11 protein-coding genes are annotated in these 20465 nt (G+C 73.3%); 3 read left to right on the forward strand and 8 right to left on the reverse strand.

Annotation, left to right across the window (positions count from 1 at the left end):
* Positions 1–128 precede the first annotated feature (128 nt).
* The 5 genes from nudC to AC4BEG_RS11250 all read right to left on the reverse strand — a co-directional run bounded on the left by nudC (position 129) and on the right by AC4BEG_RS11250 (position 10811).
* Positions 129–1073: an NAD(+) diphosphatase gene (gene nudC / locus AC4BEG_RS11230; protein ID WP_490705737.1), complete on the reverse strand. Its 945-nt coding sequence runs from the start codon at positions 1071–1073 to the stop codon at positions 129–131.
* 51 nt (positions 1074–1124) lie between these two features.
* Complete coding sequence (locus AC4BEG_RS11235) at positions 1125–2528, reverse strand: dipeptidase (RefSeq protein WP_490705738.1); 1404 nt, start codon at positions 2526–2528, stop codon at positions 1125–1127.
* Between the two features lie 54 nt (positions 2529–2582).
* Positions 2583–6320, reverse strand: a complete 3738-nt coding sequence (locus AC4BEG_RS11240) for an ATP-dependent helicase (RefSeq protein WP_490705739.1) — start codon at positions 6318–6320, stop codon at positions 2583–2585.
* Positions 6321–6487: 167 nt separating this feature from the next.
* Entirely contained in the window at positions 6488–9841 is a 3354-nt protein-coding gene (locus tag AC4BEG_RS11245; RefSeq protein ID WP_490705740.1) for an ATP-dependent helicase, read from the reverse strand.
* A 583-nt stretch (positions 9842–10424) separates the two neighbouring features.
* Positions 10425–10811, reverse strand: coding sequence for an MGMT family protein (locus AC4BEG_RS11250; protein ID WP_490705741.1), 387 nt, complete (start codon positions 10809–10811; stop codon positions 10425–10427).
* A 203-nt stretch (positions 10812–11014) separates the two neighbouring features.
* On the opposite strand from AC4BEG_RS11250, the gene AC4BEG_RS11255 reads away from it, so the two are divergent.
* The 3 genes from AC4BEG_RS11255 to AC4BEG_RS11265 all read left to right on the forward strand — a co-directional run bounded on the left by AC4BEG_RS11255 (position 11015) and on the right by AC4BEG_RS11265 (position 17253).
* On the forward strand, positions 11015–13774 hold the full coding sequence (locus AC4BEG_RS11255) for a flippase-like domain-containing protein (protein ID WP_490705742.1): 2760 nt from the start codon (positions 11015–11017) through the stop codon (positions 13772–13774).
* A 256-nt stretch (positions 13775–14030) separates the two neighbouring features.
* Positions 14031–15557, forward strand: a complete 1527-nt coding sequence (locus AC4BEG_RS11260; protein WP_490705743.1) for an alpha/beta hydrolase — start codon at positions 14031–14033, stop codon at positions 15555–15557.
* A gap of 94 nt (positions 15558–15651) precedes the next feature.
* Positions 15652–17253, forward strand: coding sequence for an alpha/beta hydrolase (locus AC4BEG_RS11265; protein WP_490705744.1), 1602 nt, complete (start codon positions 15652–15654; stop codon positions 17251–17253).
* A 106-nt stretch (positions 17254–17359) separates the two neighbouring features.
* On the opposite strand, the gene moeZ is transcribed toward AC4BEG_RS11265, so the two are convergent.
* From moeZ to AC4BEG_RS11280, 3 genes are all read right to left on the reverse strand, one after another.
* Positions 17360–18538, reverse strand: coding sequence for an adenylyltransferase/sulfurtransferase MoeZ (gene moeZ, locus AC4BEG_RS11270; protein WP_490705745.1), 1179 nt, complete (start codon positions 18536–18538; stop codon positions 17360–17362).
* An 88-nt stretch (positions 18539–18626) separates the two neighbouring features.
* Positions 18627–19394, reverse strand: a complete 768-nt coding sequence (locus tag AC4BEG_RS11275) for a spherulation-specific family 4 protein (RefSeq protein ID WP_490705746.1) — start codon at positions 19392–19394, stop codon at positions 18627–18629.
* Complete coding sequence (locus AC4BEG_RS11280) at positions 19382–20413, reverse strand: SDR family oxidoreductase (protein WP_490705747.1); 1032 nt, start codon at positions 20411–20413, stop codon at positions 19382–19384. The genes AC4BEG_RS11275 and AC4BEG_RS11280 overlap by 13 nt, the downstream gene beginning before the upstream one ends.
* Positions 20414–20465 lie beyond the last annotated feature (52 nt).

The following is a 20465-nucleotide window of genomic DNA, read 5'->3' on the forward strand; positions in this document are numbered from 1 at the left end:
GATCGCAGGAGGGTCGTCCTCGCACTGGGCGTACTCGGACCATCCCGACAACGCGGCGAGGCGCGCTGCCAGGCGTCGCGGGCCCGCGAAGATCGGCAGGACAGGGCCTGGGCCCGGGGCCGCCGGGGTCAGCCCCGCGGGCCCCGCGGCAGCGGTTCGCCGTACCAGAGCTCGATCAGCCGGGCCGCGATCGAGATCCCGGACGGGGGCAGCACCTCTCCGCTCTCGATCGCGGTCCGCAGATCGTCCCGGGAGAACCAGCGCGCCTCGTGGATCTCCTCCCCGTCCACCCGGATCCGGGAGGACGTCGCCCGCGCCATGAAGCCCAGCATCAGGCTGGAGGGGAACGGCCACGGCTGGCTGGCCAGGTACTCCACCTCGCCGACCTGGACCCCCACCTCCTCCGCGACCTCGCGGACCACCGCCTGCTCGATCGACTCGCCCGGCTCGACGAACCCGGCCAGTGTCGAGAAGCGCCCCTCGGGCCAGTGCACCTGGCGGCCCAGCAGCGCCCGGTCGAGCTCGTCCGTCACCAGCATGATCACGGCCGGGTCGGTGCGCGGATAGTGCTCGGCGCCGCATGCCGGGCAGCGGCGGATATGGCCCGCCGCCGCGATCACCGTGCGCTCACCGCAACGTGAGCAGAAGCGGTGCAGTCGCTGCCAGTTCTCCAGCGCCACGGCGTGCACCAGCAGTCCCGCGTCCCGGTCGGACAGCAACGCGCCCGCCTCGCGCAGCCCCGCGGGCCGTGCCGACTGGTCCATCCGCCCCGGCAGCGAGTCCTTCTGGAGCGCGAAATAGCGCACCCCGTCCTCGTCCACACCCAGGAAGTAGCGGTGCGTCTCGGTCGGCGGGGCCTCGAAGGACGGCGTCATGACCAGCTCGGTGCGGCCATCCGGGGTGTCGTCGACCAGCACCTGGCCACCGGAGACCACGAAGACCCGCGTCGTCGGATGGCTCCACGCCGCGGCCAGCCACGCCTCGTCCAGGCGGTGATGCGCCGCGCGGTCGATCCCGCTCGCGGCGCTGAGCGTGATCGGCCGGATGGCGGTGCGGTCGGTCCAGGTGGTCACAGCTGCTTCCAACTCCCCCTGCGCAACGGGTGGTTTCCAAACATCGGCGAGCTATGCCCGTCCATTCTCCGCGAGATCGCCCCAGAGGTACGCGGCGGTCTCGGCGCCCTTCATCAACAGGTCCAGCTCGACCTTCTCGTTCGGCGCGTGCCAGCCGTCGGACGGCACCGAGATGCCCAGGAAGAGCACCGGCGCCCCCAGGACGTCCTGGAGGTCGGCGGCGGGCCCGGAGCCGCCCTCGCGGGTGAAGCGGATCTTCTGCCCGAAGGCCCGCCCCATGGCGCGGACGACCGACTGGAGTGCGGGGTGGTCCAGCGGGGTCAGACAGGGGCGGGTGGCTCCCCAGAAGGTGATCTCATGGCGGATCCCGGCCGGGAGCCGGGCCGCGACCCAATCCCGCACGGCCGCCTGGACCTTCTCCCCGTCCTGCCCGGCCACCAGCCGGAACGACAGCTTCAGCTGGGCGGTGGACGGCACGATGGTCTTGCCGCCAGGACCCTGGTAGCCCCCGGCGATCCCGTTGACCTCGGCGGTCGGACGAGCCCAGATCCGCTCCAGGGTGGAGTATCCGGCCTCGCCCAGCGCGCCGTGCGAATGCGCGGTGCGCAGCCAGGCGGCCTCGTCGAAGGGCAGCTCGGCGAAGAGTTCGCGCTCGCGGTCGGTCAGCTCCACGACACCGTCGTAGAAGCCGGGAATCGCCACCCGGCGGTCCGCGTCGTGCAGGGCGGCGGCCAGCCGGGCGGCCTCGGTGGCCGGGTTGGGCACCGCGCCGCCGAAGGAGCCGGAGTGGATGTCCTGGTCGGGGCCGCGGAGATCGATCTGGCAGTCGGTGAGCCCCCGCATACCGGTGCAGACGGTCGGGGTGTCCTCGGACCACATCCCGGTGTCGGAGACGATCACGGTGTCGCAGGCGAGCCGGTCGGCACGGTCCTGGATCAGCTCGGGGAAGTGCGGGGAGCCGGACTCCTCCTCACCCTCGATCAGCAGCTTGAGGTTGACGGCGGGTGCGCCGCGGCCGGTCGCCGCCAGATGGGCGCGGACCCCCAGGGTGTGGAACAGCACCTGCCCCTTGTCGTCGGCGGCGCCCCGGGCGTGCAGCCTGCCGTCCGCGATGACGGGGTCGAAGGGGTCGGTGCGCCAGCCGTCCGCACGGGCCGCCGGCTGGACGTCGTGATGACCGTAGACGAGCACGGTGGGCGCGTCCGGGTCGCCGGACGGCCACTCCGCGAACACCGCGGGGGCGCCGGGGGTCTCCCAGATCTCGGCCACCGGGAAGCCCGTCGCGGTCAGGTGCGCCACGAGCCACTGGGCGCTGCGGCGGACGTCATCGGCGTGGGCGGGGTCGGCGGAGACGGACGGTATGCGCAGCCATTCGGAGAGATCGTCGAGGAGGGCTGGGCCATGACCGTCCACAAAGGCGCGGACCGCGTTGTCCGTGTCCGGAGTGTCGCTCATGGCCATGAGCCTATCGGCCCCATCGGGACGAAAACCGCGCGGCCTCCGAGCCGCTCACGTGTGCTCGCTCTCCGTTACGGAACGGGCGCCGACGCTGCCACTTTCGATCACGCCCCCGGCCGGGCCACCGCGCCCGCCGGGGTCGTCGGCCGCGGCCGGGTCGTCGGTCTCGCCCAGCAGGATCCGTTCCAGCTCCGCCCGCCCGGGCAGGGCCGCCGGGCGCACCACCTCGCCACTGCGGACGTACAGGAACGCCGCCGAGACCGCCGACAGCGGAAGCCCGCGCTGCTCGGCCCAGGCCAGCCGGTAGATCGCGAGCTGGAGCGGATCGGCGTCCTGGGAACGGCCGGTCTTCCAGTCGACGATCTCGTATCCGCCGCCCCGCGCGGGCTCGCGGTACACCGCGTCGATCCGGCCGCGGATGGTCCGGCCCGCCAGGGTCAGCTGGAACGGCACCTCGACGCGGTGCGGGGTGCGCCGGGCGTACGGCGTGCGGGCGAACGCCTCCTTGAGCTCGGCCAGATCTCGTTCGTCCACGATCCCGGACCCGTCCCGCGCCTCGGTCGGGTCGTCATCGGATCCCGGCAGCTCGTCCGGGCCGAGGAAGGGCAGCGGCAGCTCCTCGAAGCGGGACTCGACCCAGGCGTGGAAGCGGGTGCCGCGGCGCGCGGCGGGCTGGGGCGGCCGCGGCATGGGGCGGGCCAGCTCCCGCGCGAAGCCGTCCGGGTCCGCGGCCAGCCGCATCAGCTGAGTGGCGCTCAGCGACAGCGGTACGGGCACCTCGCGCACGGTCGTACGGGCCCGGCGCAGCTCCCCGGCGAGCGCGTCGAGATCGCGGTCCCAGGAGGCGATCAGCCGCGCCTCCTCGGGCGGCAGGGCCGGGCCCTCCGGCTCCGGGGCGGGCTCGGGGGGCGGGCCGGCGTCGGCGTACCGCCCGGCGTACGGATCCGGCGACGCGTCGTGGTCGTACGGCTCACCGGGCACCTCGTCGTACGCACCGGCCTCGTCGTACGCACCGGTCTCCACGGCGCCCTCGGGCGCCTCGGCGTACGGATCCACGGCCTCCTCGGGCGCCTCGGCGTACGGATCCGAGGCATCCCCGGCGTCCTCGTACGGGTCGCCGAACGCCTCCTCCTCGTACTCCTCGTACGCGTCCTCCGGCGGCGGCTCGGGCCAGAACCCGGGGTCCTCGGCCGGGTCCTCCGCGCCCGCGCCCTCCCCGGGACCCGGCTCCTCCCCCGCCGCCGCCATCCGCGTCAGATGGCCGAGGACGATGTCCGCCGCGCGGCGGCGACGGTCCAGGGCGCCGGGGTCGAGCGGAAGCGGCCACGCGCGGTCGGCCGTGGCCTCCTTCAGGGCCGGGTTCTCCGCGCCCTCCTCCGGCTCCGGGGCCCACGCCTCCACCTCGCCGTGGCCGGATTCGCAGTGCTCGCGCAGCACCTCCAGGAAGGCGGACGGACCGCGCGGCCGCTTCTGGCTCGGGCCCCACCAGTGCCCCGAGCCGAGCAGCAGGGAGCGGGGCCGGGTGAAGGTCACATAGCCGAGCCGCAGCTCCTCGGTCCGCTGATGCTCCCTCAGGGCCTCCTTGAAGGCGGCCAGCCCCTTGCTGTCCCAGTCCGTGACATCCGGCAGGGTGGCCGCGTCGCCGCGCAGCTCATGCGGCAGGACCTTCGCGGCGGAGGTCCAGGACTCACGCGCCTGCTCGCTCGGGAACTGCTTGGTGACCAGTCCCGGCACGGCCACCACATCCCACTCCAGCCCCTTGGACTTGTGCGCGGTGAGCACCTTGACGGTGTTCTCGCCGCCGGGGAGGGAGTTGTCGAGCCCCTTCTCGTACTGCGCGGCCGTCCGCAGGAAGGCCAGGAAACCCTGAAGGGTGGCCTCGCCCTCCACCGGCGTCTCGCCCTGGCGTCCGGCGAAGGAGGCGGCGATGTCCAGGAAGTTGCCCAGCGTCTCGCGACGGCGGGCGGCCAGGGCGTGCGGCGAGGCGGACAGCTCGACCTCCAGGCCGGTGACGGTCAGCACCCGGTGGAGGACGTCCATCAGCGGATCGCCCAGCGAACGGCGCAGATCGCGGAGTTCGGCGGCCAGGCGGGCGAAGCGGACCCGGGCCTCGGCCGAGAAGGGCAGTCCGCCGTCCGGTCCTTCCCTTTCGCCGCCGGATTCCGGGAAGCCGGGCTCCAGGAAGGTGTCGAGGGCATCGGCGAGCGAGATCACCTCGGCGGGGTCGACGCCTTCGACGGCCTCGGCGAGCCTGCGGTCCGGGTCGTCCTCCGCGCCGCCCCGGGCGCCGGAGGCGACCAGCGCACGGGCCCGCCGCCCCAACAGCGCCAGATCGCGGGGGCCGATCCGCCAGCGCGGACCGGTGAGCAGCCGGACCAGGGCGGCATTGGCGCCCGGGTCCTGAAGGACCTCGCAGAGGGCCACCAGGTCGGCGATCTCCGGCAGATGCAGCAGCCCGGACAGCCCCACGACCTCCACCGGGACGTCCCGCTCCACCAACGCGCCCTGGATCTCGGCGAAGTCCCCCGCCGTACGGCAGAGCACCGCGATCTCACCGGGCGGGGTACCGGTGCGCACCAGGTGGGCGAGTGAGTCGGCGAGCCAGCGCAGCTCCTCGGCGTGGGTGGGCAGCAGGGCGCAGCGCACCACGCCGTCCCGCTCGGCCCCGGGGGCGGGGCGCAGCGCCTCCACGCCCTCGTGCATCGCCCGCAGGGGCGTCGCGAGCCCGTTGGCGAGGTCCAGCAGCCGGCCGCCGCTGCGCCGGTTCTGGCTGAGCGCGAACCGGCGGGCCGGGCGGCCGTCGGCGTGCGGGAAGTGCCGGGGGAAGTCGTCGAGGTTGGCCACGGAGGCACCGCGCCAGCCGTAGATGGCCTGACAGGGGTCGCCGACGGCGGTGACCGGATGGCCGGTGCCGCCGCCGAAGAGCCCGGAGAGCAGCAGCCGCTGGGCGACCGAGGTGTCCTGGTACTCGTCGAGCAGCACCACCGCGTAACTCTCGCGCAGGATCCGGCCGACCTCCGCGCGGGTGCGGGCGAGGGTGGCCGAGTGGGCGATCTGGTCGCCGAAGTCCAGCAGATCGCGGCGGCCCTTCTCCGCGCGGTACGCCTCGACCAGGCCCAGCAGCTCCAGCCGGGCGCGCGCGGTCTCGGGCACCTTGCGCAGGGCCTCGTTGGTCAGCCGCACCCCGTCCAGGGTGCGCAGCAACTCGGTGTCGTGGGCGCGCAGCCGCTCGGCGGGGACGAGGTGTTCGGCCAGCTCGGCATCGAGCGCGAGCAGATCGGTGACCAGGTCGGCGAAGGGGCGGGTGAGCGCCGGGTACGGACCGGGGGCGGAACGCAGCACCCGCGCGGCGAGCTGGAAGCGGGTGGCGTCGGCGAGCAGCCGGGCGGTCGGCTCCAGCCCGATGCGCAGCCCGTGTTCCTTGAGGAGCTGTCCGGCGAAGGCGTGGTACGTGGAGATGGCGGGCTCGCCCGCGGCCTCCTCGACGGCGGCCGGATCCGGGTCGAGGTCGACCACGCCCGCCTTGACGAGCGCGGTGCGCACGCGCTCCGCCAGCTCGCGCGCGGCCTTGTTGGTGAAGGTGAGGCCGAGCACCCGCTCCGGCGCGACCTGGCCGGTGCCCACCAGCCAGACCACCCGCGCCGCCATCACCGTGGTCTTGCCGGAGCCCGCTCCGGCGACGATCACTTGCGGGGCGGGCGGCGCGGTGATGCACGCCGTCTGCTCCGGGGTGAACGGAATCCCGAGCAGCTCCTTGAGCTCCTCGGGATCGGTGATGCGGGCTGACACTCCAGTGAGGCTATCGGTCCCCTCCGACAGCCGGACACCAACCCGGGACGACCCTGAACAAGCCAGGACGGAAACGGACATGACGGTACGGGAGCGGAGTATCCGTCACGGAAGAACCCAAGCACCGACACCGCGGACAGCACGCGCCCCGGGACCGGGGAGGGCGCTCAGTCCACCACATGACGGCCCTCCGCGCGGGCGCTGCACGAGGCGCGGAAGGCACAGCGGGTGCAGTGGTCCCCCGCGCTCGGGGCGAACCGCTCGTCCAGGACCCGCCCGGCCGCCGTGGCGAGCAGCTCGCCCACCCACTCCCCGTCCGGCGGCTCCTGCCCCTGGACCTTGGGGACGCTCTCGCCGCCGTCCTTCTTGGCCGCGCCCTGACGGAGCTGTACCAGCTCCGCGCCGCCCGGCTCCGGTCGGTCGCCGCCGAACAGGCCGTCGACGGCGCCCTCGCGCACCGCCAGCTGATAGACCGCCAGTTGGGGGTGGCGTTCGACCGCGCCGCGCGTCACGGCCTGTTTGCCGGTCTTGAAGTCGACGACGTATGCCCGGCCCTCAGCGTCCGCCTCGACGCGGTCCATGCTGCCGCGGATGCGCACCTGGTAGGCGTCCGCCTCCAGGGTCACATCGAAGCCGTGCTCCGAGGCGACCGGCGCCCGGCCGCCGCGCTCCATCACATGCCAGCGCAGGAAGCGCTCCAGCGCGGCCCGCGCGTTCTCCTTCTCCTGCCGTGACTTCCAGGGGGCGTCGAAGGACAGCCCGTCCCACACCGACTCCAGCCGCTCCATCAGGACGGCGAGATCGGCCGGGGTACGGCCGGAAGCCACCTCGTCGGCCAGGACGTGGACGACATTGCCGAAGCCCTGGGCGGCGGTCGAGGGAGCGTCCGCCTTGACCTCGCGCCCCAGGAACCACTGGAGCGAGCAGGTGTTGACGAGTTGGTCGAGCGCGCTGCCGGACAGTGCCACGGGCCGGTCGCGGTCGCGCAGCGGGACCTCGCTGTGGGTCGGCTCGTACAGCCCCCACCAGCGGTAGGGGTGGGCCGCCGGAACGAGCGGCTGGCCCTCCTCGTCGCGCAGCGCCGCCAGCCGGGCCAGCCGCCGCGCGGCGGCGTCCCGCAGCGCCTCGGAGGCGTCCGGGTCGACGGTGACGGCGCGCAGCTCGGCGACGAGCGCGGCCACCGACAGCGGACGGCGCGGGCGCTGGGTGATGTCCACCGGGGTGACGCCCAGCTCGGCCAGGAAGCGGGAGGGCTGGTCGCCGTCGTCGGAGGCGGCCTTGACGGCGGTGACCACCAGCCGGTCCCGGGCGCGGGTGGCCGCCACGTAGAACAGCCGCCGCTCCTCGGTCAGCAGCGCGCCGGGCGGCAGCGGCTCGGCCAGCCCGTCGCGGCCGATCCGGTCCGCCTCCAGGAGCGAGCCGCGGCGCCGCAGATCGGGCCACAGCCCCTCCTGCACGCCCGCCACGACCACCAGCCGCCATTCCAGGCCCTTGGAGCGATGGGCGGTCATCAGCCGTACGGCGTCGGGGCGGGCCATCCGGCGCGAGAGGGTGTCGGCGGCGATGTCCTGGGCGTCGATCTCTTCCAGGAAGTTGAGCGCGCCGCGGCCGCCGGTGCGCTCCTCCGCGCGCGCGGCGGTCTCGAACAGCGCGCACACCGCGTCCAGATCGCGGTCCGCGTTGCGCCCGGCGGCCCCGCCGCGCTGGGCGGCACGCTCGAGCCGTCCGGGCCAGGAGGTGCCGTCCCACAGCCGCCACAGCGCCTCTTCGGCGGTGCCGCCCCGGGCCAGCGTCTCCCGCGCGGTGTGCAGCAGCCGCCCGAGCTGCTGGGCGCCGCGGGCATACGCCGGGTCGTGGACGGCCAGCCGCTCGGGCTCGGCGAGCGCCTCGGCCAGCAGGGTGTCCGAAGGGCGCGGTACGGCCTTGCCCGCCGCCCGCTCCTCCTCGCGCAGCGCCCGGCCCAGACGGCGGAGGTCCGCCGCGTCCATGCCGCCGAGCGGCGAGGCCAGCAAGGTGAGGGCGGTCTCCACGTCGAGGGCCGCGGTGAGTCCGCCCGCGTCCGGCAGCGCGGCCGTGGCGGCGGCCCGCAGCGCCGTCAGCAGCGGGGTCACCGCGGGTTCGTGGCGCAGCGGGATGTCGTCGCCGTCCACCTCGACCGGGACCCCGGCGGAGGTGAGCGCACGGCGCACCCCGGGGATCGAGCGCCCCCCGGCGCGCACCAGGACGGCCATCTCGCTCCAGGGCACACCGTCCTCGAGATGGGCGCGGCGCAGGATGTCGGCCACGTTGTCGAGCTCGGCGCCCGCGGTGGGATACGTGAACGCCTCGACCCGGCCGCCGTCGCGGGCGGCGGTCAGCTCGCGGTGGGCGCGCACCGCCTCGGCGGGCAGCCGGGTGAGCGGCATCCGGCGGGTGATCCGCCGGGTGGCTTCAAGGAGCGCGGCGCCGGAGCGGCGGGAGGTGGTGAGTACCGCCACATCCGCGGGTCTGCCGTCGGAACGCCGGAAGGCGTCCGGGAAGCCGAGGATGCCGCCCACATCGGCGCCCCGGAAGGCGTAGATGGACTGGTCGGGGTCGCCGAAGGCGACCAGGGTGCGCCCCGCCGCCATCCGGCGCCCGCCGCGGGACGCCGCGGTGCGCCCGTCTCCGTGGACGCCCGCGAGCGCGCGCAGCAGCCGCCCCTGGGCGGCGTCGGTGTCCTGGTACTCGTCGACGAACACCGCGTCGTAGCGCGCGGCCAGTTCGGCCGCGACGCCCGGCCGTTCGGCCAGCAGCACCGCGCGGTGCACCAGCTCCGCGTAGTCCAGCACCCCCTGGGCGTCCAGGACGTCCAGGTACTCGGCGAGGAAGTCCGCCGCGGCGCCCCAGTCGGGGCGGCCGGTGCGCTCCGCGAAGTCCCCCAGGGCGCGCGGCCCCAGGCCCAGCTCCCGGCTGCGGGCGAGCACGGCGCGCACCTCGTCGGCGAAGCCGCGGGTGGTCAGGCAGGCGCGCAGCTCGTCGGGCCAGCGGGCGAACGCCCGCCCCTCCCGCGCCAGCTCGGCCTGGCCCGCGAGCAGCTCCCTGACGGCGACGTCCTGTTCGGGTCCGGAGAGCAGCCGCAGCGGATCCGCGAACAGATCGGCGTCCTGATGGGCGCGGACCAGGGCGTAGCAGAAGGAGTGGAAGGTGGTGGCCTGCGGAGCGGTGGCACCGCCCATGCGCGCGGCCATCCGGTCGCGCAGCTCGACGGCGGCCTTGCGGCTGAAGGTGAGGACGAGGATCCGCTCCGGGTCCCCGCCGTCCCGCGTCCGGCGGGCGACGGCTTCCACGAGTGTCGTGGTCTTGCCGGTGCCCGGTCCGGCGAGCACGAGCAAAGGGCCGCCGGGATGCCGAACCACAGCGCGCTGCCGTGCGTCCAGGACAGGCGGGGCAACAGGATCCGGCCGGGGACGGACCAGGCGGTACCTGCCCGGGGACGGCGGCCGCGAGGAAGGCCGCCGTGCCTGCCGCTGCCGCGGAAGGGACGAGGAGGAGGAGCTCACGTGGATCGCCGGTCCTGGTGGGTTGGCTGGGTGCGGGAAAGCCTCTCATGTGACGCGGAAGGTCACCGGGAGGGCTGTGGATATCTCCACGGCCCCCGCCGCGACACCGGCGGCGGCCACTGTGCGGGGGGGTGCGCGGGGGTGTGCGCGGGGGTTTACGGGACCCGGGCGCGCGCCGCGGAGGTGCGTACGGTCCGGGCGCGCGGTGGGCCGGCCCAGGCTTCCTGGAACCCGGCGTACCGGAGCTGGACGGTCCGGTCACGAGCGGAGCGGACGGGCACAGCTTTGGCCCGCTCCGGGCCGGGACACGGCGGCCGAGGGCCGGGCGGTGAGCCGGTCCGCGGCACCGGAAGGCGCACGGCCCGGCCATGGACCCGCCGGGGCCGTGCCGGGCCACTCGGCGCCGCCCCGAACGCGGCCCGCGCGCCCATGGCCCGCTCCGGGCCGGGACACCGCGGGCGAACGCACGCACCCCGGAACCGCGCCGAGCCACCCCGCGCCGTCCGGAACCTCGCGCACCGCGCCCGTACGGCCCGTACCCGGCCGGGCCCGGCTCCCGGGCACCGCGCTCACCGCACCCGCGCTACGCCGGGCGCGGCGGCCCGCTTCCGCTCCCGGGGTGATCGCCCTCCCAGCGGGCCCTGGTCATGTCGAGCCGGGGCAGGTGGTCCTCGGCCGACCGCGGGGCCTGGCGCAGCGGGGTGCCCTCCTCGCGGTAGTGGCCGAGCGCGCGCAGCTCGTGGCCGGGCAGCAGCGCACCGTCCGCGCGGACCACCCGCCACCACGGCACGGCGCCCCCGTAGAGCGCCATCACCCGGCCGACCTGGCGGGGCCCGCCCTCCCCGAGCCACTCGGCGATGTCCCCGTAGGTCATCACCCGGCCCGGCGGGATCAGCTCGGCGACCTCCAGCACCCGCTCCGCGTACTCGGGCAGCTCGTCGGCCCCCGGTCCCTCGTTCTCCCGGCTCATCGGGCCCATCCTGCCGCACACCACCGACAGCCCCCGGGGCGCGCACACCCCCATTTCCGGCCGAACCTCCCCCGTCGCGGTGTGATCACTCAGCGTGCGGGAATCCTTTACACGGCGTACGATCCGAGGTTCACGCCCCCGAAATGCACCCTGATGCCCTCATCCGCCTCCCGGGCATGCCACCATCTTCCGGGCGGTGACTGGTGATACGAGATCAAGAAGAGACAGCGAAGCAGGGTGCGCAGCCTCCTGAGGAGGAGGCCCGCACCTCTGAGGCGTTGTCGCGTCCCGACCCCCGGCCCGGCGTCTCCGACAGCCACGACGGCGGCCACCCCGACCCCGGCCCCGACGACCCCCAGGGCGACGACTGCCCCGAGCCGCATGTCGACCGGGTCTCCGGGGACGAGCCGCTGCTGCCCGCCCGGGTCCACCGCCCCTCCGACCTCATGCGGCTGCTGCTCGGCGTGCTGGGCATCGCCATCGTGCTCGCCATCGCGGCCTTCGCGCACGGCACCACCGCGGGCCTGGAGAAGGACATCGGCCACGGCACCAAACAGGCGCCCCCGCTGCTGATCGACTTCGCCGGGCTGACGGCCAGCGTCGCCGTCCTCGTCCTCCCGGTGGCCTTCGCCATCGAGCGGCTGATCAAACGGGACGGGCTGCGGATCGCCGACGGCGTCCTGGCGGCGGTGCTCGCCCATGGGGTGTCGCTCACCACGGATCTGTGGGTCGCGGACGGCGCCCCGGCGTCGATCCGCGAGGCGCTCACCCAGCCCGCCCCCGGCGGCACCTTCAGCGACCCCGTCCACGGCTATCTCGCCCCCGTCATCGCCTATATGACGGCCGTCGGCATGGCCCGCCGCCCGCGCTGGCGGGTCGCCATGTGGTGCGTGCTGCTGCTCGACGCCTTCGCGGTGCTCGTGGGGGGCTACACCACCCCGTTCTCGATCATCATCACCGTGCTGATCGGCTGGACGGTCGCCTACGGCACGCTCTACGCCGTCGGCTCCCCCAACGTCCGCCCCACCGGGCAGAACCTGCTCGCCGGGCTGCGCCGCGTGGGTTTCCACCCGGTCAGCGCGATGCGCGCGGAGGAGCCCGCGGAGGGCGACCAGGCCAACCACGGGGACCGGGGCCGCCGTTATCTGGTCACCCTGGAGGACGGCCCGCCCCTGGACGTCACCGTCGTCGACCGCGAACAGCAGGCCCAGGGGTTCTTCTACAGCGTCTGGCAGCGGCTGACCCTGCGCACCATCACCCCGCCCCGCAGCCTCCAGTCGCTGCGCCAGGCCCTGGAGCAGGAGGCGCTGCTCGCGTACGCGGCCATCGCCGCGGGGGCCAACGCGCCCAAGCTGATCGCCACCTCCGAGCTGGGCCCGGACGCGGTGATGCTGGTCTACGAGCACATCGGCGGCCGTCCGCTGCACGCCCTGCCGGACGAGGAGCTCACCGATGAGCTGCTGGCCGGGGCCTGGCATCAGTTGCAGGCGCTCCAGTCGCGGCGGATCGCCCACCGGCGGCTGGACAGCGACGCCCTGCTGGTCGACCGCGACGGCCGGGTGATCCTCACCGATCTGCGGGGCGGCGAGATCGCGGCAGGTGATGTGGTGTTGCGGATGGACATCGCCCAGCTGCTCACCACCCTCGGGCTGCGGGTCGGCGCCGAGCGGTCGGTGGCGGCGGCGGTCGAGGTCCTCGGCCCGGACGCGGTCGCCGACAGTCTCCCGCTGCTCCAGCCGCTGGCGCTGGGCCGCGGCACCCGCGCGACCCTGCGCCAGCTGGCGCGGGAGCGGGCCCAGCGGCAGCGGGAAGCGGTGCTGGAAGCGTCGCGCGCGGCCAAGGAGGCCAAGGAGGCGCGGGAGGCCCGTGAGGACAAGACGGCCATCAGCGACCGCAAGGCGCAGAAGGCCGAGAAGCAGGCGGAGAAGCGGGCGATGGAGGAGGCCCTCGAGGGCGCGCGCGAGGAGGATCTGCTCGCCCAGATCCGTCAGCAGGTGCTGCTGGTGCGACCGCAGGCGCCCATAGAGCCGGTCCGGCTGGAGCGCATCAAACCGCGCACCCTGGTCAGCTTCTGCGCGGGCGCCTTCGCCGCGTACTTCCTGCTCTCCCAGTTCACCCACATCAAGCTGGGCGCGGTGGTCGGCGAGGCCAACTGGATCTGGGTGGTCTTCGCGGTCCTGTTCTCCGCGCTGACCTATGTGGCCGCGGCCATGAGCCTGCTGGGCTTCGTCCCCGAGAAGGTGCCCTTCGGGCGGACGGTGCTGGCGCAGGTGGCCGCCTCGTTCGTGAAGCTGGTGGCGCCCGCGGCGGTCGGCGGCGTCGCCCTCAACACCCGCTTCCTCCAGCGTGCGGGGGTGCGGCCGGGGCTCGCGGTGGCCAGTGTCGGGGCCTCCCAGCTGTTCGGCCTCGCCAGCCATATCGTGCTGCTGCTGACCTTCGGCTACATCACCGGGACCGAGCGCACCCCGACCCTCTCACCGTCCCGGACCGTGATCGCCGGGCTGCTGACGGCCGCGGTGCTGGTCCTGGTAGTGACCGCGATTCCCGTCCTGCGGAAGTTCGTTTCCACTCGGGTGCGTTCCCTGTTCGCGGGTGTCGTGCCGCGCATGCTGGACGTCCTCCAGCGGCCCAGGAAGCTGGTCGCGGGCATCGGCGGGATGCTGCTGCTGACCCTCGCGAACGTGCTGTGCCTCGACGCCTCGATCCGTGCGTTCGGCGGTGAGCTGAGCTACGCGAGCATCGCGGTCGTCTTCCTCGCGGGCAACGCCCTGGGGTCGGCGGCCCCCACCCCGGGCGGTGTCGGTGCGGTCGAGGCCGCGCTGATCGCCGGTCTGACCTTCGCCGGGCTGCCGTACGAGACCGCCGCGCCCGCGGTGCTGCTCTTCCGGCTGATGGTCTTCTGGCTGCCGGTGCTGCCCGGCTGGCTGGCCTTCACCCACCTCACCCGCAAAGAGGCGCTCTAGGGGCGCAGGGGCACCCCCGGGGGTCGTTCGGCCCATACCCCCGGGGAGCCGCTCGGCCCATACCCCCGTAGGCCCCTCGGCTCATGCCCCGGGGGCTGTTCCAGCCCGTACCACCGACGCCCGCGGTCCGCGCCCCGGGACGCCGCCGTACGGCCCCTCCGGCGGGCCCTCCTCACCCGTACGTCCGACCAGTGCGCGCGGCCCGGCGCCGGGCCCCCGAGGATGGCGGTACGCCGCCCACCCCGGGAGAGCCGCCGTGTCCCGACCCCTGCGCACCGGTGCGCTGTCCGCCGCCGTCCTGCTGCTGACCGCCCTCACGGCCGGATGCGGCGGTGGCGGCGGGGAGCGGCCGGACACCTCCGCGGGGCAGAAGCTGGACTGGGCGCCCTGCCCGGCCCCCTCGGACAGCCAGGACGGCAGCACCGCCAAAGCCCCGGGCAAGGAGTGGGAGTGCGCGACGCTCCATGTGCCGCTGGACTACCGGAAGCCGGACGGCGACACCATCGGCATCGCCATGATCCGCGCCAAGGCCACCGACCGCCGCCACCGGATCGGTTCGCTCATCTTCAACTTCGGCGGCCCCGGCGGCTCCGGCGTCGCCACCCTCCCGGCCCTCGCCGACAGCTACCGCCAACTGCGCGCCCGCTACGACCTGGTGAGCTTCGACCCGCGCGGAGTCGGTCGCAGCAGCGGGGTGCGCTGTCTGGACGGGAAACAGCTCGACGCCTACTACGCCGCCGACGCGACCCCGGACACCCCCGCCGAGGTCAAGGGTCTGGTCCGGCGGGTCAAGGGGTACGCGGCCGCGTGCGAGAAGAACTCCGGAAAGGTGCTGCCCTATGTCGGCACCGCCAACGCCGCCCGCGACATGGACCTGATGCGCCGTGTTCTCGGCGACCGCAAGCTGCACTACTTCGGCATCTCGTACGGCACCGAACTCGGCGGCGTCTACGCCCACCTGTACCCACGCACGGTGGGCCGCGCGCTCTTCGACGGGGTCGTGGACCCCACGCAGACGCCGGAACAGGGGGCGCTCGGCCAGGCCAAGGGGTTCCAGCTCGCACTGAACAACTATGCGAAGGACTGCGACCGGAGCGGCGGGATGGGCGGCGTCACGAGCTGCCCCACCGCGGCGCAGATCCGCGCCTTCCTCAAGCGTCTCGACACCCGTCCGCTGCCCACCGGCCAGGGCCGGAAGCTGACCGAGTCGCTGGCCTCGGGCGGTGTCGCGCAGTCCCTGTACTCGGAGCAGTTCTGGCAGTACCTCACCCAGGGGCTCGCCGCCGCCCGGCAGGGCGACGGCAGGATCCTGCTCGCCCTGGGCGACGCCATGAACGGACGGGACCAGGACGGCGACTACAGCACCCTCCAGGCATCCCTGACCGCCATCACCTGCGCCGACTACAAACAGCGCTACACGGTCGGCGACATCGCACGGAAACTGCCCGCCTTCCGCAAGGCGTCTCCGGTCTTCGGCGACTTCCTGGCCTGGAGCCTCACCCAGTGCACCGGTTGGCCGGTGCCCGGCACCTGGACGACACCGGACGTCAGCGCCCCCGGCTCCGCGCCCATCCTGGTCGTCGGAAACACCGGCGACCCGGCCACGCCCTACTCCGGGGCGCGGAAGATGGCACAGGAACTCGGCCCCGGCGTCGGCGTCGAACTCACCTACAAGGGACAGGGCCACGGCGCGTACGACAGCGGCAGCGGCTGTGTCCGCCGGATCGCCAACGCCTATCTCCTCCAGGGCAAAGTGCCGGAAAAGGGCAAGGTCTGTACGTAGGGAATGCGGTGGCACCAACCACGGCACCAACCGTGAACGTATTGAGAACAGGCGCGAACACGCACGCTTCCACCACCTCCTAGGATCACCGGTTATGTCGAGCTCCCTACGCACCATACGGACCAGGGCACTGGTCTCCGCGGCCGTCGTGGTCACTCTCACCGCTGTCGCCGGCTGCGATGGCGACGGCGGAAACGACCAGGGCAACGGGCAGTCCAGTCCGTCCGCCCAGGCTCCGGCCGCATCGGACAGCGCCCTGCCGGATTCGCTCACCGGCCAGAAGCCGAAGTGGGAATCCTGCCCTCCGCCGTCGCCGGTCCAGGGCGCCGGTACGGCGCCGGGGAGCGAGTGGGAATGCGCCACGCTCAAGGCCCCGCTGGACTACGGAAAGCCGGACGGCGAAACGATCGATCTCGCCATGATCCGGGCCAAGGCCACCGACAAGGACCGGCGGATCGGCTCCCTGGTGTTCAATTTCGGCGGCCCCGGCGGTTCCGGTGTCTCCTCGCTGCCCAGCTTCGCCGACGACTACGCGCAGCTGCGCACCCGCTATGACCTGGTGAGCTTCGATCCCCGCGGGGTCGGCGAGAGCGCGGGGGTGACCTGCCTGAGCGACAAGGAGATGGACGCGACCGACGCCGTCGACGGCACACCGGACGACGAGGACGAGCTCAAGGCCGCACTGGCGGACGCCCGGAAATTCAGCGCCGCGTGCAAGAAGAAGTCCGGCCGGGTGCTGCCTCATGTGGATACCGTCAGCGCCGCCCGGGACATGGATCTCATGCGCCAGGTGCTCGGCGACAAGAAACTCTCGTATTTCGGTATCTCGTACGGCACCGAACTCGGCGGCGTCTACGCCCATCTCTTCCCCCGGCGTGTGGGACGCGCGGTGCTCGACGCCGTCGTCGACCCGACCGAGGACCCCGAAGGGAGCGCCTACGGCCAGGCCAAGGGATTTCAACTGGCCCTCGACAACTATCTGAAGGACTGCGCCAAGAAGGGCGCCCTCTGCCCGACCGGTGGCGATGCCGAAGCGGGCGACGCCAAGATCGCCGCGTTTCTGAAAGAGCTGGACAAAAAGCCGCTGGCCACCGCGAGCGGCCGCAAGCTCACCCAGGACGGCGCGCTGAGCGGAATCGCCGCCGCCCTGTACGACCAGGAAAGCTGGAACATCCTGACGACCGCCCTTCAGGAAGCGATGCACTTCGGCAAGGGCAACATGCTGCTGGCGATGTCGGATTCCATGGCCGGGCGTGATGAAAACGGCCGCTACAGCAATATCAATGCCGCCAATACGGCCATCAACTGCGTGGACGACAAACAGCGTTACACGGTCGACGACGTGAAGACCCAGCTGCCCCGGTTCCGCAAGGCTTCTCCGGTCTTCGGTGAGTACCTGGCCTGGGGCATGCTCGGCTGCACCAACTGGCCCGTGGACGGCATGGCGGACGGCCCGGAGGTGAGCGCCAAGGGCTCGGCGCCGATCCTCGTGGTCGGCAACACCGGCGACCCGGCCACCCCGTACGCCGGGGCGCGCAAGATGGTCGGGGAACTCGGCCCGCGCGTGGGGGTCGAGGTCACCTACAAGGGCCAGGGCCACGGCGCGTACAACAGCGGCAACACCTGTATGACCAAGACGGTGAACGCCTATCTGCTGAACGGGAAGGTGCCCTCGAGCGGCACCACCTGTTCGTAGCCTTCCTGGCCTTCCTGACCTTCCTGACCGGATACGCCCGCGGGGCCCGGACCGTCACCGGTCCGGGCCCCGCGGGCGTTGGGCGTCCCGACAGCGGACGCGCGCCTCAGTAGATGGGCTTCTCGGGCTCGATCTGGTTGACCCAGCCGATCACACCGCCGCCCACGTGCACGGCGTCCGCGAAGCCCGCGGACTTCAGCACGGCCAGGACTTCCGCGGACCGGACGCCCGTCTTGCAATGCAAGACGATCTTCTTGTCCTGCGGAAGCTCCTGGAGGGCGCCGCCCATCAGGAACTCGTTCTTCGGGATCAGCCGGGCGCCGGGGATGGAGACGATCTCGTACTCGTTCGGCTCGCGGACATCGATGATGTCGATGTTCTCGCCGTCGTCGATCCACTCCTTGAGCTGCTTGGGCGTGATGGTGGACCCGGCGGCGGCCTCCTGGGCCTCCTCCGAGACCACACCGCAGAACGCCTCGTAGTCGATCAGCTCGGTGACCGTCGCGTTCGGACCGCAGACCGCGCAGTCCGGGTCCTTGCGGACCTTGACCTGGCGGTAGGTCATCTCCAGGGCGTCGTAGATCATCAACCGGCCGACCAGCGGATCGCCGGTGCCGGTGAGGACCTTGATCGCCTCGGTGACCTGGATCGAGCCGATGGAGGCGCACAGCACGCCGAGCACACCGCCCTCGGCGCAGGACGGCACCATGCCGGGCGGCGGGGGCTCCGGGTACAGGCAGCGGTAGCACGGGCCGTGCTCGGACCAGAAGACCGACGCCTGGCCGTCGAAGCGGTAGATCGAACCCCAGACGTACGGCTTGTTCAGCAGCACGCACGCGTCGTTGACCAGATAGCGGGTGGCGAAGTTGTCCGTGCCGTCCACGATCAGGTCGTACTGGGAGAACATCTCCATGACGTTGTCCGCCTCGAGGCGCTCCTCGTGGAGGACAACGTTCACATACGGGTTGATGCCCAGCACCGAGTCACGCGCCGACGCGGCCTTGGAGCGGCCGATGTCCGACTGGCTGTGGATGATCTGGCGCTGCAGGTTGGACTCGTCGACCTCGTCGAACTCCACGATGCCGAGGGTGCCGACACCGGCCGCCGCGAGGTACATCAGGGCCGGGGAGCCGAGGCCGCCCGCGCCCACACAGAGGACCTTGGCGTTCTTCAGCCGCTTCTGCCCGTCCATCCCGACATCGGGGATGATCAGATGGCGCGAGTACCTGCGGACCTCGTCGACGGTGAGCTCGGCAGCCGGCTCGACCAGGGGTGGCAGCGACACGGGGACTCCGTAAGGGGAGGGAGCAGACGGACATGCACCCCCGCGTGAGCGGGGTGGTTTTCTTCTCGTAACACTGCCACGCCCCATCTCATTCCATGACACGCGGTCCGATGCGCGAGACGATGTCGTCCCAGTAGCCGGGCAGGGCTTCCCAGGGGGCGGAGGCGGAGACCCGCTGCCCCGGATGGTGCGTACGGTCGGTGAAATAAATCGTCCCCGCGCCCTGCCAGCGGGCGATCCGCAGCGCCTCCTCCAGATGCGGCCGGGGGACGCCGTGCACCAGATGGCAGAAGCGTTCGGGCGGATATCCCGCCGTCCACTCCGCGACCTGGGACCAACGGTAGTCCGGCCAGGCGCCGCGGAAGGTCACCAGTTGCTCGGCGATCTCCATGTACTCCGGGTACGGATGGGTGCCCTGGCCGAGCACCATATGTCCCCCGCCGAGCAGCGCGCGCAGCGTGGTGACCGTACGGCGGACCTCCGCGAGGCCGGGGCGGTCGGCGGGGCAGCGGTCCAGGAGGAAGCCGTCGACCCGGTACCAGTCCAGGAAGTGGTCGGCGTCGGAGACCAGCTCCCCGAACGGGCGAGTGCCGCAGCGGGCGTCCAGATGCCCCAGCACCCGCACGCCCGCGGCGCGCAGCCGGGCCACCGCGGTGAGCCAGTGCGGATCCCGGCGCGCGCCGGGGCCGCGCCCCACCGAGAGCACCGTCCAGTCCACCGGGGTGCCCGGCCGGGCCAGCTCCGCCCACTCGGTGGGCGCCACCAGCGGATGCGCGTACCCCGGGACGCCCAGGCCGAGCGCATGATCGGTGGCGGGGATGTCGCGCAGCGGACCCGGGGAGGTCAGATGCGACATGCCGCCTCCATCCAGATGTCGGCGAGCGACTCCTCCAGAGGGATCCTGGAGCGCCAGCCGAGCCGGTCGCGGGCGGTGCGCACATCCGCCTGCTGCCAGCTGCCGCAGCCGTCCGGGTAGGGGAAGGTGGCCGCGCCGCCACCGGTGGGGTGCCCCTCCGCCGCCGGGTGGGGGTGATGGCCAAGGCCGTGCCCCGGGCCGTGGCCGGGAGCCGGGACATGGGCCCCGGCGCCGGGCCCGTAGTGCACCATCCCGCGCCCCGGTGGGGCGTCGATCTCGTGCAGGGAGCCGCCGTAGCCCGCCACCCGGGCCAGCACGGCGGCCGCCTCGCGCAGCCGCACCGAGCGCCCGGTGCCGATGTTGACCACCCCCTGCGCCGCCGACAACGAGGCGGCGTGCACCGCGCGCGCCACATCCCGGACGTCCACGAAGTCCCGCTGGACGCCGAGCCCGCTCAGCTTCAGCTCACTCTCCCCCGACTGCATCGCCCGGCGCATCGCCTCGGCGAGCCGGCCCAGCGGCGAACCGGCCGGGGTGCCGGGCCCCACCGGGGAGAACACCCGCAGCACCACCGCGTCCAGGCCCGAGCCGAGCACCAGCTCGGTGGCGGCCAGCTTGCTCACCCCGTACGGGCCTCCGGGGCGCGGCACGGCGTCCTCGGCGGTCGAGGAACCAGGCTGCGAGGGCCCGTACTCCGAGGAGCAGCCGATCTGCACCAGCCGGGCGCCGCAGCCGCTGCGCCGCAGCGATTCGCAGACCGTCGCCACGGCCACCGTGTTGTGCCGGGTGAGCTCCCGGGCCCCGCCGCGGGTGGCCCCCGCGCAGTTGATCACCACACCGGGGTGGACGGCGTTGAGGAAGCGGGTGAGCGCGCCGGGGCTGCCGCTGGAGAGGTCGAAGCGCACATCGGCGTCGTCGCCGCGGCCGAGCGCGGTGAGCTGGACGGCCGGGTCGGCGAGCAGATGCTCCGCGACATAGCGGCCGAGGTATCCGCCGGAGCCGAGCAGCAGGACTCTCATCGGTCACGCCTCCCCGCGCGGGCGCGTGGACGGGACAGGTCGTCGCTCATGT

Source organism: Streptomyces sp. JLBJ103, assembly GCF_058215575.1.